Origin of the sequence: Massilia sp. LXY-6 (assembly GCF_051233485.1) — a bacterium.
Taxonomy (GTDB): Bacteria; Pseudomonadota; Gammaproteobacteria; order Burkholderiales; family Burkholderiaceae_D; genus Telluria.
Genome location: NZ_JBKFGF010000049.1, coordinates 1 through 15,070, shown reverse-complemented (window position 1 = coordinate 15,070; position 15,070 = coordinate 1). Strand labels below are relative to the sequence as shown.

Annotated in this window: 13 protein-coding genes; 5 read left to right on the top strand and 8 right to left on the bottom strand. The window is 66.2% G+C overall.

The features are described 5' to 3' along the window. Positions 1-13: 13 nt before the first annotated feature. From ACI48D_RS20805 to ACI48D_RS20795, 3 genes are all read left to right on the top strand, one after another. Positions 14-427, top strand: a complete 414-nt coding sequence (locus ACI48D_RS20805; RefSeq protein WP_435573160.1) for a MerR family transcriptional regulator — start codon at positions 14-16, stop codon at positions 425-427. Positions 428-598: 171 nt separating this feature from the next. Next, entirely contained in the window at positions 599-1,231 is a 633-nt protein-coding gene (locus ACI48D_RS20800) for a response regulator (RefSeq protein WP_141837548.1), read from the top strand. Positions 1,232-1,452: 221 nt separating this feature from the next. Continuing rightward, on the top strand, positions 1,453-2,916 hold the full coding sequence (locus tag ACI48D_RS20795; RefSeq protein WP_435573159.1) for a CHASE3 domain-containing protein: 1,464 nt from the start codon (positions 1,453-1,455) through the stop codon (positions 2,914-2,916). On the opposite strand, the gene ACI48D_RS20790 is transcribed toward ACI48D_RS20795, so the two are convergent. From ACI48D_RS20790 to ACI48D_RS20760, 7 genes are all read right to left on the bottom strand, one after another. Next, positions 2,870-3,682, bottom strand: a complete 813-nt coding sequence (locus tag ACI48D_RS20790) for a Crp/Fnr family transcriptional regulator (protein ID WP_435573158.1) — start codon at positions 3,680-3,682, stop codon at positions 2,870-2,872. The two genes, ACI48D_RS20795 and ACI48D_RS20790, sit on opposite strands and share 47 nt — an antisense overlap. 329 nt (positions 3,683-4,011) lie before the next feature. Next, the gene (locus tag ACI48D_RS20785; RefSeq protein ID WP_435573157.1) at positions 4,012-8,013 is read right to left on the bottom strand and encodes a pilus assembly protein; all 4,002 of its coding nucleotides are present in this window, start codon (positions 8,011-8,013) and stop codon (positions 4,012-4,014) included. Beyond that, positions 8,010-8,591 (bottom strand): hypothetical protein, encoded by a 582-nt coding sequence (locus ACI48D_RS20780; RefSeq protein WP_435573156.1) that lies wholly within the window; start codon positions 8,589-8,591, stop codon positions 8,010-8,012. Before ACI48D_RS20780 ends, ACI48D_RS20785 begins: the two co-directional genes overlap by 4 nt. Continuing rightward, positions 8,588-9,553, bottom strand: coding sequence for a PilW family protein (locus ACI48D_RS20775; RefSeq protein WP_435573155.1), 966 nt, complete (start codon positions 9,551-9,553; stop codon positions 8,588-8,590). Before ACI48D_RS20775 ends, ACI48D_RS20780 begins: the two co-directional genes overlap by 4 nt. 8 nt (positions 9,554-9,561) lie before the next feature. Beyond that, a complete protein-coding gene (gene pilV, locus ACI48D_RS20770) occupies positions 9,562-10,140 on the bottom strand; it encodes a type IV pilus modification protein PilV (protein ID WP_435573154.1) in 579 nt (192 codons plus the stop codon). After that, on the bottom strand, positions 10,137-10,592 hold the full coding sequence (locus ACI48D_RS20765; RefSeq protein ID WP_435573153.1) for a GspH/FimT family pseudopilin: 456 nt from the start codon (positions 10,590-10,592) through the stop codon (positions 10,137-10,139). The genes pilV and ACI48D_RS20765 overlap by 4 nt, the downstream gene beginning before the upstream one ends. Before the next feature lie 38 nt (positions 10,593-10,630). Next, positions 10,631-11,038, bottom strand: coding sequence for a type IV pilin protein (locus ACI48D_RS20760; protein ID WP_435573152.1), 408 nt, complete (start codon positions 11,036-11,038; stop codon positions 10,631-10,633). Between the two features lie 193 nt (positions 11,039-11,231). On the opposite strand from ACI48D_RS20760, the gene ACI48D_RS20755 reads away from it, so the two are divergent. After that, positions 11,232-12,914 (top strand): peptide chain release factor 3, encoded by a 1,683-nt coding sequence (locus ACI48D_RS20755; protein WP_435573151.1) that lies wholly within the window; start codon positions 11,232-11,234, stop codon positions 12,912-12,914. A 47-nt stretch (positions 12,915-12,961) separates the two neighbouring features. Here the strand turns inward: ACI48D_RS20755 and ACI48D_RS20750 are convergent, their stop codons facing one another. Beyond that, positions 12,962-13,291, bottom strand: coding sequence for a hypothetical protein (locus ACI48D_RS20750; protein WP_435573150.1), 330 nt, complete (start codon positions 13,289-13,291; stop codon positions 12,962-12,964). 154 nt (positions 13,292-13,445) lie between these two features. On the opposite strand from ACI48D_RS20750, the gene ACI48D_RS20745 reads away from it, so the two are divergent. Further along, positions 13,446-15,070: methyl-accepting chemotaxis protein (locus ACI48D_RS20745; protein ID WP_435573149.1), on the top strand; the 1,625-nt coding region annotated here is incomplete at its 3' end.

Here is a 15,070-nt window from a genome sequence, read left to right as displayed (position 1 = left end):
AGCCAACAAGCCAATGAACGATCGACCCAACAAGATGGAACTGACCGTATTGCCGCCGATTCCGGCCAAGCGTTATTTCACGATCGGGGAAGTCAGTGAATTGTGCGGGGTCAAGCCCCATGTGCTGCGCTACTGGGAGCAGGAATTTACCCAGCTAAAGCCAGTCAAACGCCGAGGAAACCGTCGTTATTACCAGCACCACGAAGTGCTGTTGATCCGGCGGATTCGCGAGCTATTGTATGAGCAGGGATTCACGATCAGCGGCGCCCGCAACCGCCTCGATGGCCGCGGCGGGCACGTCGAGGAAGTCGATGCGGCACCGCCGGTGCCTCCCGCGCCGCCGGAGCCGACCATCGCACCGGAGCTGTTGCGCGAGGAATTGCATGCCATCCTCGCCATCCTGAAGCACGGACCGCCGGCAGCCTGATCCGGTCATCGTTCCAGAGTCGGGCTCAAGCATTCGTGCTCCTGTTGTTCTGCACCTAGGAGGTGCTAGAATGTCACTTGCTTATTTTGCTGACTCAAACGCATGACCGTAAGGGGTGTGGGGTGTCAGCCTCGGCTCTTTCCTGCCTCAGGAAAAATCTAAGGGAAGACAATGATACGCGTTGCCATTTGTGACGATCACCAGATAGTTCGAGCAGGTTTCAAGCAGATTTTCTCGTCCTCCGGCGACTTCGAAGTCGTCGCCGAAGGCGCGACCGGGCGCGAAGCCCTCGACATCGCACGTCGTGAGATTTGCGACGTGCTGCTATTGGATATTGCGATGCCCGACCAGAGCGGCATCGATATCCTGCGCACCATCCGCCAGGGCCAGCCGAACCTGCCGGTCCTGATCCTGTCGGGTTATCCGGCCCAGCAGTATGCGCTCAACCTGTTCAAGATGGGCGCGAACGGCTACCTGAACAAGGAGTGCGACGCCGACGAGCTCAAGACCGCCGTGCGTACCGTCTACCAGGGCCGCCGCTACGTCAGCTCCCAGGTCGGCGAACTGCTGGCCCAGAGCTTCGATCGCGACCCGAACACGGCCCTGCACACGGAGCTGTCGGACCGGGAGTTCCAGGTCTTCCTGCGCCTGGCCAAGGGCGCGACCGTGTCCGACATCGGCAATGCGCTGTCGCTGTCGATCAAGACGGTGTCGACCTACCGCACCCGCATCATGGAAAAGATGGGCCTGCAGTCGAACAGCGACCTGACCTATTACGCCATGAAGAACAACCTGCTCGACTGAGCAGCGTTCGCAGTACGGACGGCGCGCCTGCCGCGTCGTCCGACCATCCCCTCCGCACGCCAGCCTGACTGAAACTGCAAGGCAACTTTTCCCGGTTTATAATCGCGCGGTCATTCTTTGATGCGTGAAAGGAAGGTTCCAGGATGTATTTCAGCAATGACCCTGGGCCCCGGCCGGGCCGCAGCCTTCCGTTTTACCAAACTCTGCTGTGCGCGATATGCGTGCTCATCCTGGTGCTGAATGGCGTCAGCCTGGTGCGCAACCTCGACAGCCTGAAAACGAGCAACACAAAGCAGGCCCAGGCCGACCGCGTCTCGTCCAGGCTGCAATATGTGAACCTGCTCGTGACCGATGCCGACAGCGGCCTGCGCGGGTATTTCCTGTCCGGCTCGGACACCTATCTCGGCCCCTTGCGCACCGCCGAGCGCGAGCTGGACGGGCAGTTCGCCACGCTCAAGGACCTGCTCGCCGACAATCCTTCCCAGCTGAAGAACCTGGCCCAGCTGCAGACCCTGGTGCGGCGCCGCATCGGCCTGATGAACGAGGCACTCGGGGTTTACCGTCACGGCGGCCTGGACGACATCGTGGCGATCTCCCGCGCCCAGGAAGACCAGGTTCGCATGGACGAAATCCGCCTGCAGGTCGTGGTGATGACGGGGGAGCAGAACGAACTGCTGGCCGCGCGCAGTGCCGCCTTCTACGACCAGTACCGCCGCACAGCGCTGCTGGGCGTGGGCATCAACTTCGCCGCGATCGCGGTACTGGTGCTGTTCTATAACCTGATCCGCCGCGGTTTCCGGCTGCGACTGGCTGCCGAGCGCGCTCTGCAACACAGCAATGACCATCTTGAAACCCTCGTAGCGGACCGCACCGAACAGCTGTCGGTGCTGTCGCGCCACCTGATCAGCCTGTCGGAAGAGGAAAAGGCGCACCTGGCGCGCGAGCTGCACGACGAGATGGGCGCCAACCTGACCGCGATCGGCATGGTCTTGTCGAGCGTCGGCGAGCAGCTCAAGGATTCGCATCCGGAGCATGCGGCGGCCCTCGGCTGCGCGCGCGCGACCCTGCACGAGACGCTGCAGCTGAAGCGCCGCATCATCGAAGACTTGCGCCCCAGCCTGCTGGACAATATGGGCCTGGCGGCCGCGCTGCAGAGCTATTGCGAAGATTTCGCACGCGCCACCCGTCTCGATTGCGAGGCCTTGGTCGAGGGCGAAGCCGACAGCGCCGGTCCGATGCAGGCGATCGCGCTGTTCCGTATCGCCCAGGAAGCGCTTAACAACGCCGCCAAGTACGCCCAGGCGCGCCACGTGGTGGTGCACCTGGCGCGCGAGGGCGGCGGGCTGGCACTGGAAGTCAGCGACGACGGCGTCGGCATTCCGCCGGACGCAATGCGGCGGCCGAAGTCGCACGGCCTGCTGGGCATGCGCGAACGCGCGCTGCTGCTGGGCGGAACCCTGAAGGTGGAACGTGGGGTGAACGGAGTGGGGACCAGCGTGCAGGCCTGGGTGCCGGTACCGGCGATGGAGATCGGTGCTGAAACGCTGCCCAATCAAGAACAAGCGCAGGAAGAAATGCGGGAAAAACTGTCCGCGCCGGCCGCCGACGCGCCCATGGCGCTCGGCGGCGGGGCGCCGGTCATGCGCGTGCCACGTCCATCAGCAGACGGTCATACTCGCTTTTAGCGACCTTATAGCATTCGCCGGCGTAGTCTTCCAGGCCCTGGCGGTTCAGCACGGTGATGTTGCCGCGGCGGTACTGGATCAGGCCTTCGTCCTGCAGCTTGCCGGCGGCTGCGGTGATGCTTTCACGGCGCACGCCCAGCATGATCGAGATCAGTTCCTGGGTGACTTTCAGTTCGTTGCTGGCCGAACGGTCCAGGCGGTCCAGCAGCCAGCGGCACAGTTTCTGCTCGATCGAGCTGTGGCGGCCGCCGACGGCATTCTGGGCCATCTGGGCGAACAGCGCGTTGGTGTAGCGCATCAGCAGCTGGGGCAGGGCGCCGCCCTTGTTGAAGGCGTCGCGCAGGAACTGGGTCTTCAGGCGGTAGCCATAGCCGGCGCTCTGGACCACAGCGCTGCAGGTGGCGCGTTCGCCCATGAACAGGGAAACGCCGACCGCGCCTTCATGGCCGACCACCGCGATTTCGGTGGTGGCGCCGTCTTCCATCACGTACAGCAGGGAGACGATGGCGGTGGTGGGGAAGTAGACGTATTCGAGTTTGCTGCCGTATTCGAACAGTTCCTTGCCGAACGGCAGGGGAACCAGTTCCAGATGCTCAAACAGGGTTTCCAGGTCTTGGCGCGGCAGGGCCGCGAGTAACTCATTTTGCTGGGTGCCGCTGTAGCTGACGACCGGACGGGACGCCACTTTGAACTCCTCGCCGGAAGCGGGAATCTGGCTGACCGGCTGGGCTTTCTGGGCGGCAACACCAAGTTGAGCGTTATTCATATTGTCCTCGTTATCTCTGACTTACATCACGTACATCGTGGGGGGCGATTGCTTGGATGGGTTTCCTCATCGCGATGTGTGTACATTAAAGCCATAGTCTCCTTCCGAACATAAGATTAGCCGTCGCCCCCATGTAGTCCCTGTGCATGATGTTTTGTCAGTGCAGTCCTACTAGAGGGAAACACCAGAAAAACGATTTTTTGTTTACCAGAGGAAACGGGAATTGGTCGTTGAGTGGCGGTGTATGGACGGCAGATGTCGGACGGCGACGCGAGAGCGGATGCGGCCCCGGCCGACAGACCGGGGTACCGCCAAGACAAGCGGCGAGCTTAGTCGCCCGAAGTGTAGTTGTAGACGCGCTTGCGCTTCGAGGTGATGGCCGGGCGCACGCGCTGCGGGGCGATCGAAGCGCTCGCGCCGGTGGCCTCGGCACTGCCTTTCTGCACCGCGCCGATGACCACCGAGATCGACTTGCCGCTGACCGGAACGCCGCTGGCCTTGACCGGCGATGGCGGCAGGCCGCCGCCCACGAAGGTGGAGGAGCGGGTCCCGCTGCAGATGCCGGCAACGTTGATTGCGCCGGAGGCATTGAACAGGTTGACCCAGTAGCCGCGTGCCTCGCCGAGCGAGGTCGAGCACGAGGCGGCATCGGGCGGGACCGGACGGTTCGTGCTGAACGTCGCCATGCCGCTTGCGATCAGCGCCGAGGTCACCACCTGTTCGCCCTTGCCGTAGCGGTTCAGGTTCATGTACCAGCCCTTGAGCATCGAATTCGGCAGCACCTGGGCGGTGGTGCAGTTGGTATCGCCGGAATAGTCGAGCAGGGTATCGAGGTCCAGCGCCGGCGTGCTGGCCGCCGCCGTCAGGTCGTCCATGTAGACGTAGAAGCGGTTCATGACGCCGTTGTAGGGGTATTGCGACTGCAAGGGGTGCTCGCGGTCGCCGCTGCCCACCGCCACGTAGACCTTGCCCGGCGCCGCCAGCAGGGCCGGCGCGAACAGGAACTTGCGGCCGGCGCCGGCGGTGAACGCGACCTTGCGCTGGGTCCAGGCGTCAGGCGCCAATGCCAGGCGGGAGCTGGAGACGCCCGCGAAATCGATCCGGTAGATGTTGCCGCCGGTATCCACGGCATAGGCGTAGTCCGGCGAACCATCGTTGTCGGTGTCGACCATCGCCACGTCGGCGGCGACCGCGCGTTCGGTGGCGAAAGCGCGCAGCAGGGCGCCGGTGCCGGCGTCCAGCACATACACGAAGCCGCCCTTGCGGCCGCCGCACGCCGGCGAGGCCGTGTCGGCGTCTTCGCAGCCGTCGTAGCCGCCGCCGACGACCAGCACCGGCTTGTCCTTGGAATAACCGTTGATGAAGGCGACGTTCGGGGTCGACCAGGTCTGGCCGATGCCGGACATGCCGGCCGTGCAGCCGTTGTCGTCGCCGAGGTTGGGGCAGCCCGCCTTCCACTTGAACGCCGGGCTGTCCGGATTGCTGACGTCGATGCCGTACAGCATCCGCCCGCCGCGTCGCATGGTCGGGAAGATCCAGACGCTGGAATTGTTGGCGTTCTGGAACACGCCGATCGATCCGTCGAAGTAGTAGTCCTTCGGCAGCGGGCTAGGCGTGACCCCGGCCGGTACGTTCGGGTAGCTCACCAGCGGACTGTTGTCCTTCAGGCGGGCCAGGCGCGGGAAGAACTCCGGCGCTACGAAGGCCCAGCTTTCGACACCGGTATCGGCGTTGACCGCGTGCAGGGCACCGTCGTTGGCCCCGTAGAACACACGCACCCCGACCTTGTCGCCATAGTTCACAGGAAGCGGGCGCGAGTGGATGACGTCGCCATGGACCGACGGCCGGACGGTGCCGGCGCCGTCCTTTTCCTGGTTCATGTCTTCGCCCTGGATGAAACGCGCCAGGGCGTCGCTCAGGCCGCTGCTGGCGGCGGTGAAATCGACCAGCGAAGTACCCGATTGGGTCAGCACGCGCCGGCCCGCGCCGGTAGTCCCCTGGCGCAGCAGCTGGGCGGCGCCGCCTTTCTCGACCTGCGGGCCGTCCGGAGCGTCCGAATAGGGACTCTGCGACATCCCGGCGCAGGTCCCGACCGGATCGGGATTGATGCCCAGCCCGCTCCAGTAGCTGCCCGAATCCTTGGTCCAGTAACTTGTCGCGCAAGGGGTGACGAAGCCGGTTAGCGGATTGACGGCGCTCTTGCCATTGACGTCGCCCAGCTCGACATTCGCGCCGGAAGCGATCAGCTGGTAACGCTTGAGGTTGCCGAACCAGCGCGGGCGCGCGTCCGGGTCCGGACGGAACATGCCGATGAAGACCTGATTTTCGTTCTGCGAGCGGTTGGTCGCATTCACCGGCAGGCTGGTCGAGGCGAAGGTCGTGTTGACGGCCTGGATCTCGATAATGATCTGCTTGAGGGCGTCGAGGATCGCCTGTTCGTTCTTCGCGGCGAAATACTTGCCGCCGCCGGCCTTGGCCATGCTCATCAGGAGCGCGGTCTGGGTCGCGTTCGGCTGCTTGTTGTAGACGTCGATCGTATAGGTGGTCACCGACGGGCGCACGCTTGAGCCGGCCACCGGTACGCCGCGGTCGTGCAGCAGGCGCGCCCACTCGTCGGCGTTCAGCGGGGCGCTGTCGACCGTGGTGGTGCCGGTGGGGACGTCGGTCAGCTCGATGTTCTTGCCGTCCACCTTGTAGGCGCTGGTGCCCGGCGGGCACGAGGGCAGGGTGGTACTGGTCGGCGCGCTGTAGGTGCAGCTGACGTTCGCGCCGCCGCAGGATGCCGCGTAGTCGTCGGTCGTGGCCGGCTGGCTGGCGTAGCACTGCGAAGTTTTGCCCAGCACCGCCGTGCTCGTGTAGGCCGGGGTCGTGTTATTGCTGATCGAGACCGGAGTGACGGTCTGGGTCAGGGTGTACTGGCGGCTCGGCACCGCGCTTTGGGTTACCAGCACCTGGCGGTAGCCCTTGCCGGTGCAGCTGCCGCTGTTGCTGGACAGCTCGCCCGAATAGGTGCAGCTGCTGTTGGCCGGGCAGCTCAGGCTACCGAAATCCGTCGTCGTGGACGGATTCCAGTAGTTAGTGCCGGTACCGACGCCCAGGTAGCAGCCCGCGCCGCTGCCGTAGGGATCCTGTTTGGCGTAGGCCTGGGTGGCCACCGGCGTGGCCGCCCCGACCGGGGCGCCGACCGTGTAGGTGCAGCTGTAGGTGGTGGTCGTCGTGGTGGTAGCGCTGGTGGACGTGGTGCTGGCCGGACAGGTCAGGTTGCCGTGGTCGCTGGCGGGCACCTTGTCCGCCGACGCGTAGTAGCCGGTCGTGGTGCCGGTCGAGCTGGTGATCGTGCCCTGGACCGGCTGGCCGGGCGTGGTCGTGGCCGGATGGTAGACCGACTGCGTCACCGTGTAGGCCAGGCTGCCGGCGGGGCAGGCGATCGGGGCTACGTTGGCGGTCTGGGCGCCGATCGCGCAGCCTTCCGTGAACGTCGAGCATTGCTGGGCAAACTGCCCCAGGCCGCCCTGGGCCGCGAGCGCGTCCGGATAGCAGGCCGCGGTCACTCCGACGTTGGCGGTATTCGTGACGTTCTGGGTCGTGAAGTTCGGCAGGCCGAGCTGCTTCACGGGAACCGGGTTGCCGTTGGCGTCGACGCTGCCGCTGAGTTTGGCGAGCGCGGCCGTGTTCGCGGCGCTGTCGGTGGCCGGGCCGCTGGCGTTCGGGTTGCCGATGAAGATGACGAAACTCTTGCCGCAGGTGTTTTCCGCCGTCAGGGGCGAGCGGAACTGCGTGTACTGGCTGGTATAGCCGTCGCCGTCGGCGATGCTGGCGAGGACGCCGCCCGGCGAATAGCTGTTCGCGCCCGCGAAGTAGTTGTACACGTCGTACATCAGGTTGCCGTACGGCGTGTTGGAATTGCGCTTTTCGTCGGGGGAATTGACCCCGGCGTAGATCGTGTTGAGCTTGTCAGTAAAACTTTTCTTGGCGGTGTCGTCCAGCGGGCGGATCGCCGAGCGGATGAAGCCGCCATTATCGTTTGCATTACCTCCGGTCACGAATTCCATCAAGCCCAGGTTGACCGAGCTGTTCATGTTCGGCGTCAGGAGCAGCTTGCTGATCGCACTCGCCTCGGACTGGCCCTGCTGGAGGCCGCCCGGCCATTGCTGGCTCTGGCGTGCCCAGTTCGAGGTATTGTCCAGCACGATCAGGATGCGCGGATTGATGGCCGTGCCGGCGGAGGCGCCGGTAAAGATGTCGATGTCGTCCGCGGCGGCAATGACGGGAGTGCCGGCCAGCTGGACGCACAGGATGGCGGCGAGGCTGCGGATGAGGGGATGCTTCATTTGCTGGCTCCGGGTTTGGGGCAGTTCGTGGCGATGTCGTCCTTGGCAACCCGTACCGCCACGCCCTGGGTGACCGTGACGCTGGCGTTGGTGGCCATGTCGGTGGCGACGGCGCTCACGTCCCAGACACTGTTGGCGCAGTCCGAGTTGCCGTCGTTGGCGCCGGCCACGCCGAAGTTCTGGGCGGCGCCGACCGAGCAGCCGGCATCTTCCGCATCGTCCAGCTTGAGATCGGAATTCTTGATGGCCTGCGCCTTCACGCAGGAGGGCGGCGGGCTGATCGTCACCTTGACGTCGGCCTTGCCGTCGCCGTCGGTATCGACCAGGCGCTGGTTCGGCGCGCCGTCCGGGTTCGGCAGCGCCGCAGCCGGCGTGTTGAAGAAATTCGTCGAGCTGATGGTTTCCTCGATCGCCTGGTTGGCGGCGGCGACGGACTGTTCACGCTGCTGCATGTTGCCGACGATTTGCAGGGTCGAGGTGCCGAGGTTGAAGCTGGTCAGCGCCAGCAGTGTCAGCAGGATCAGCATGATGAGGGCCGTGACCAGCGTCAGGCCCCGCTCGCGGCGGACCGGTTTCATGGTTGCTTCCTTCCTGCGGGATTGGGCATCAGCACCGTCGACTGGAAAGCGTGGCGCTGGTTGCTGCCGCCCTTGTCGAGATTGCGCGCCAGTACCGAGACCCGTACCGTCAGGACATTGCGCCAGCCGGCTGCGCCGCCGGGGCTTGCGGTGTACTGGTCGACCACGCCGTCGCCGTTGGTGTCGATGCCGTATTCGAGTTCCAGGTCGTCGATGCCCTCGACCAGCGGCACGGCGATGAATTGGAGCGTGCCGTTGACCACGCGCAGCTCGGCGCGCTTGAGGGTGGCGATGCCGTCGCCGGCCTGGTCGTTGTTGGCCACGAAATAGATATGGGTGAGGAAGCGCCTGCCGATGGCCACGGTGCCGGTGCCGGCTGTCGCCGTGCAGTCGCGCTGGTGCCGGGTCAGCTTGGCAGGATCGGTGTCGAGGGCGTAGTAATTGGCCGGGTCGCCCGAACCGAGCTCGCTCAGGTTGTCGCACAGCGAAGCCTGGAACAGCGGACCCTGGATGCCGTCGGCGTCGCAGTCCGGGTTGCCGCTTGCGCAGGTGCGGGTATGGCGCACCACCAGCACGGCGGTGCCTGGCTTGACGTCGGTCAGGCAGGAGGGCAGGGCGTCGCCGGGGGCAAAGCCCTGGACGTGCAGCGGCAGGGCGGCGCGCAGGGCCGGCAGGGTCGGCGAGCAGGGGTCGGGCACGCCGGGCGGATCGGCCAGCGGGGTCGGGTCGAATTCGCCGTAGTAGCCGGCGTTGCGCAGGTCGGTGGAGAGCAGCTGGACCGCATAGCGGCCGTTCTCGATCTGGCGGTTGGCGCGCTCGACCTCGGTCTGGGTACGGCTGTTGCGGACGAACAGGGTCGTCATCCCGGCCAGGATCAGCATGCCGATCGCGAGCGCCACCAGCAGTTCGGCGATCGAGAAGCCCTGCGCGCTGGGGCGGCGCGGAAGCGATTGTGGTGTCATGTCCACTCCTAGCCGCAGCGCGGTACGCCGATCGCGACCGTGACGGAGATCGCGCGGCGGTTGGTGTCGTCGTTGCCGTACTTCCCCTGGCCGCAGGCCTGCGCCGGCGCCTTGGTCGGGTGCAGGCCCTGCCAGGCCACGGTGACGCGGTAGAGGCCGGGCTTGCAGACCCCGGAAGTCTCGTCCCTGGCCTGCAGCTCCTCGATGCAGCCGCGCGCGCCGATCACCGCGCTGGACGCGCTTCCGGCGGTGGCGCCGGCGGCGAGTGCCGCACCCTTCAAGGCCCGGCTCCACTCGCAGAGGTCCTTCGCGCCGGCCGTCGGCGCGGCGCTGCAATCGTCGGGCTGGGCATCGGCGGTGCCCAGCGGCGTGGCGGTCACGTAGTCGCCGGCATGCAGCGGATTGCTGGCCAGGCGCGCGCGCATGTCCTGCAGCAGCACCACGGCCTGGGCGCGCTGGTAGGCCTCGATCGAGCCGACCTGGGCCTTGGCCTGGAAGGCGGCGATCCCGAGCAGGCCGAACGCCAGGATCACCAGGGTGACCAGCACTTCGATGAGCGTCACGCCGCGTGCGCGTTCGATCTTCATGGCGCGGGGCACTTGGCGCTGGTCGTCATCACGCGGCCGCTCAGGTCCACCTGCACGCAGCGCGGCGACACCGCCTGCGGGAACGAGACCTCGAACGAGGGCCGGGTGTCGGCCCTGACGCGGCCGCTGGCAAGGTAGACCACCGCTGCCGGGCCGGTGACGCTGCCGTTCGACAGCGCGGCATGTTCGAGGATCGGATGGCCGCTGTCGGTCGGATTCGGGATGCGCCAGCCGGCCGCCCAGTTGTCGCTCGACACCGGCACCAGGCTGACCGGGAGATTGCGCTTGATGGCTTCGCTGCGCGCCAGCGTCAGGGCGGCGTACAGGTCGGTGCCGGCGGCGCGCGTGCGCTGGTTGGCGATCATGGCGCTAAACGAGGGCGCGGCGAGCGATGCCAGGATGGCTACGATCACCACCACCACCAGCAGTTCGATCAGCGTGAAGCCCGGCACTGGCCTGGGCGCGCGATATCGCGAGGAGTCGCCGGGTCTTACCATTTGCCGGCCGGCGTGCGCGCGCCGCTATTATTCAGTGTCAGGATATCTTCTTTTGCCTGGATGCTGCCCGGTACCGGCGTCGCGCTAATCGTGAAGCTCGGCGGCAGCGCATCCGGGGCCTCGATCTTGATGGTGTACTTGCCTGCCAGCGCCGCCGGCGCCGGCACGCCCAGCGCGCTGACCGTTTCGGTATAGCTGCGGCTGTCGGCGAAATACTGGGCTTCGGCATGGGCCAGGTCCATCATGTAGGCCTGGGCGGCGCCGCGATTGCCCTTGGTCATGAAACTGCCGTAAGCGGGAAAGGCGATCGCGGCCAGGATGCCGATGATGGCGAGCACGGCCAGCAGCTCGATGAGGGTAAAGCCGCGGGTGCGCGGCAAGGCGGAAGAACGGATACGCATGCCTGACCTCGGTTATCCAGATAGGGAAATATTGCCGAGTATAAACTATTTGTCCGCGTTTTTTAACGATCTGATGCGGATATAATGCCGTCGCGCAACACGTTTGCCGCCGGTGCCGCGCGAAGCAGTTCACACAAGGCTGGCAAGACTCGGTAAAATCGAGGGTTTATGCAAGCGCCGCGAAGGCGAGACCATGTCCAACGAAACCGCAGCAAGCACTCCCGCAGTCAATACCGAGGAATCCGGTGACGATGTCCTCGTTGCCTCCTCGGCCAAATCCGCCACGCAGATCGCGCGCGAGGTCGGACGCCGCCGCACCTTCGGCATCATTTCCCACCCCGACGCCGGCAAGACCACGCTTACCGAGAAGCTCCTGCTGTTCTCGGGCGCGATCCAGCTGGCCGGCACCGTCAAGGGCCGCAAGAGCGGGCGCCACGCGACCTCCGACTGGATGGACATCGAGAAGCAGCGCGGCATTTCGGTCGCGTCCTCGGTGATGCAGTTCGAATTCCGCGACCACGTGATCAACCTGCTCGACACCCCGGGCCACCAGGACTTCTCGGAAGACACCTATCGCGTGCTGACCGCGGTCGACTCGGCCCTGATGGTGATCGACGCCGCCAAGGGCGTGGAAGAGCAGACGATCAAGTTATTGGATGTGTGCCGCATGCGCGCCACCCCGATCGTCACCTTCATGAACAAGATGGACCGCGAGACCCGCGATCCGCTCGAGCTGCTCGACGAAGTGGAATCGGTGCTGAAGATCGAGTGCGCCCCGGTGACCTGGCCGATCGGCATGGGCAAGAACTTCCGCGGCGTGTATCACCTGATCAAGGACGAGATCATGCTGTTCAAGGCCGGCGAGGAAAAGGCCGACGGCGACTACGAGATCATCAAGGGCATCGACAACCCGCGCCTGGCCGAGATGTTCCCGATGGAGATCGAACAGCTCAAGCTCGAGGTCGAGCTGGTGCACGGCGCCTCGCACCCGTTCGACCTGGAGCGCTTCCTGTCGGGCGTGCAGACCCCGGTGTTCTTCGGTTCCGCGATCAATAACTTCGGCGTGCGCGAGATCCTGTCGGCCCTGATCGACTGGGCCCCGGCCCCGCGCGAGCGCGACGCCACCGTGCGCGCCGTCAAGCCCGACGAGGAGCCGTTCTCCGGCTTCGTCTTCAAGATCCAGGCGAACATGGACCCGGCCCACCGCGACCGCATCGCCTTCCTGCGCGTGTGCTCGGGCCGCTTCGAGAAGGGCATGAAGGTCAAGCACCTGCGCCTGGGCAGGGAAGTGAAACTGTCGTCGGTGGTGACTTTCATGGCATCGAGCCGCGAACAGGTCGAGGAAGCCTATGCCGGCGACATCATCGGCCTGCCGAACCACGGCAACATGCAGATCGGCGACAGCTTCTCGGAAGGCGAGCAGCTGACCTTCACCGGCATTCCGTACTTCGCGCCTGAGCTGTTCCGCACCGTGCGGATCCGCAATCCGCTGAAGACCAAGCAGCTCCACAAGGGCTTGCAGCAGTTGGGTGAAGAGGGCGCCGTGCAGGTGTTCAAGCCGGTCATCGGCAGCGACCTGATCCTGGGCGCGGTCGGCGTGCTGCAGTTCGAGGTGGTCGCCAGCCGCCTGCTGAACGAGTACAGCGTCGACGCCGTGTTCGAAGGCTCCAGCATCAGCAGCGCGCGCTGGGTTTCCAGCGACGACAAGAAGGCGCTGTCCGACTTCGAAGTGGCGCTGGCGCCCCAGGTGGCCTACGATGCGGCCGGCAACCTGGCCTTCCTCGCCACCTCCGGCGTCAACCTGCGCCTGACCCAGGAACGCTGGCCCAAGCTGCAGTTCCACGCGACGCGCGAGCACGCCGCCAAATTGGATTGATCGCCGACGCGTGACGGTGGGCACCCCGTGCCCACCATGTGCGCCGCCTATCCTGTTTTCTTCCCCATCAGCGTCTCGACGACGCTGCCCACCCAGCACACCACGAACACCCAGCCGCTCAGCGTGACGATCCACGACGTCGGCTGCGCCTCCACCCGGGCGGCGATCGCCGCCGGATCGAGCGGTACCGCGCCCGACAGCAACTGGCCGGCGACCGCATTCGCCTCTTCCAACGCGAAATTCAGGTAGACGAAGCCGGCCACCAGCGCCGGCAGCAGGAACAGCAGGGCCAAGCGGCGCCGGCCCAGGTACCACTGGCCGACGCCGGGGAACACCAGGGCCGACAGCAGGGCCGCGGCCCCATTCGAACGCTTCATGCACATCCTTTCCGATTTGAGCCAACACAAGAGTCATTGTGCCGGACAGCGTAGATTGCCTCAATGCACGTCCAACTAGCCGATGGCTGAGCGACATCGTTGACAGGGGAGAAGACCATGACGCTTGATACCTTTTATCCGGGAACACGCTGACATGCTGGCCCGACTGCGGATCGGCCCAAAGCTGCTGCTGGCGCCCGGCGTCGTGCTGGTGCTGCTGGTGCTCCTGTCCTGCGGCGCCTACGTCGCGATGGTGCGCCAGAACGCCTCGCTCGACATTGTCGTCCAGCAGCGCGCCGCCCACTTGCGCGCCGCCTCCGATCTGGTGGCATCCGCGCAGCGTGCCAACGCCCAAGCGTACCAGATCCTCACATGGATCAGCGGCAGCTTTCCGCGCGCGCGCGTGGACCCGCTGGTGCGCGACGTCCAGATGCAGCAGGCCGGCGTCGAGCGCGGTTTCGCCAGCCTGGCGCGCATGGCCCGTGAAACGCCGGCCCGGCATCGCGAGGTCGAGCTGCGCTACGTCGAGCAGGCGGCCTCCGCCTGGCGGCTGTATATGGCGGCGGTGCGCGACGTGATCGAGCTCGCCCAGGAAGACCAGTCGATCAGCGCGAACGCGATGGCCAAGGCGGAGCGCGCCTTCGGCGTGGTGGCCGAGCGCGTGACCGAACTGGCGCGCCGCGAGCAGGCCATGTCGGAGGAGGCATCCGACGAGGCGGAGAGCGACTTCAAGATCGTTGCCACCCTGATGCCGATCGTGATCGTGCTGTCGATCGCGGGCTCGCTGGCGATCACGATGGCGGTGCGGCGCTCGCTGCTGGGAGAGATCGGGGCCATCGAGGCGGCCGCCAGCAGCCTGGCCAGCGGCGACCTCACGGTGCGCGCCCGGCTCGACGGCGACGACGAGATCGCCACCACTTCGCGCGCGCTGGACGACAGCATCCGCAACCTGAACCTGTCGCTGCGCACCATCCTGGAGTCGGCGCGCTCGATCGGCTCGGCTTCGCGCGAGATCGCCCTCGGCCGGGCCGGCCTGCCGGCGCGCGCCGGGGTGCGCGCCTCGCTGGAACAGACCGCGACCTCGATGCAGGACCTGGCCACGACGATGATGGAAACCGCCGATTCGGCCCGCCAGGCGAACCGGCTGGCCGAGTCGGCCACGGCCGCGGCCCAGCAGGGCGGCAGCGTGGTGCACCGCCTGGTGGCAACGCTCGAATCCGTGCGCCGTACGGCCACGCGGATGGACGAGCTCGGGGAGTCCATCGAGGACGCCTGCAGCCGTGCGGGCAGCCTGGCCCTGGGCGCGGCGGTCGAGGCGGCGCAGGGCGGCCCCCGGGCCTGGCGCTTCGCCCAGACCGCCAGCGAAGTGCGGGCGCTGGCCGGATCCGCGGTGGCCGGCGCGCGCGAGGCGCGTGCGCTGGCGCGCGAGGCGATGGCGGCGATCGAGGGCGGCACCGGGATTGCGCTGGATGCCGGTTCCAGCATGGCTGACCTGGCCAGCTCGGTGCAGGAAGTCGGCGACATCGTCAACCGCATCGGCTGCGCCAGCGCGGCGCGCGCCGAAAACCTGGTCGGCGTGAACCTGGCCATCGTGCGTATGGACGAGCTGAACCAGCAGGGCACGCGGATGGTCGAGGATGCCGCGATGGCCGCGCGCACCCTGCAGCAACAGGCGCTCAGCCTGTCGCAGGCGGTGGCGGCGTTTCGGCTCGATGAGGTGGTGCAGGCGCCTTCGGACTCCGGGAATGAAAACGGGGCTGCCGGGGCGCCGGACAAGCG

What these genes read in the sequence shown, in the direction of transcription:
- ACI48D_RS20805 (WP_435573160.1), top strand. Translation starts at nt 14, where the DNA reads ATGAACGATCGACCCAACAAGATGGAACTGACCGTATTGCCGCCGATT.
- ACI48D_RS20800 (WP_141837548.1), top strand. Translation starts at nt 599, where the DNA reads ATGATACGCGTTGCCATTTGTGACGATCACCAGATAGTTCGAGCAGGT.
- ACI48D_RS20790 (WP_435573158.1), bottom strand. Translation starts at nt 3,682, where the DNA reads ATGAATAACGCTCAACTTGGTGTTGCCGCCCAGAAAGCCCAGCCGGTC.
- ACI48D_RS20785 (WP_435573157.1), bottom strand. Translation starts at nt 8,013, where the DNA reads ATGAAGCATCCCCTCATCCGCAGCCTCGCCGCCATCCTGTGCGTCCAG.
- ACI48D_RS20780 (WP_435573156.1), bottom strand. Translation starts at nt 8,591, where the DNA reads ATGAAACCGGTCCGCCGCGAGCGGGGCCTGACGCTGGTCACGGCCCTC.
- ACI48D_RS20775 (WP_435573155.1), bottom strand. Translation starts at nt 9,553, where the DNA reads ATGACACCACAATCGCTTCCGCGCCGCCCCAGCGCGCAGGGCTTCTCG.
- pilV (WP_435573154.1), bottom strand. Translation starts at nt 10,140, where the DNA reads ATGAAGATCGAACGCGCACGCGGCGTGACGCTCATCGAAGTGCTGGTC.
- ACI48D_RS20760 (WP_435573152.1), bottom strand. Translation starts at nt 11,038, where the DNA reads ATGCGTATCCGTTCTTCCGCCTTGCCGCGCACCCGCGGCTTTACCCTC.
- ACI48D_RS20755 (WP_435573151.1), top strand. Translation starts at nt 11,232, where the DNA reads ATGTCCAACGAAACCGCAGCAAGCACTCCCGCAGTCAATACCGAGGAA.
- ACI48D_RS20750 (WP_435573150.1), bottom strand. Translation starts at nt 13,291, where the DNA reads ATGAAGCGTTCGAATGGGGCCGCGGCCCTGCTGTCGGCCCTGGTGTTC.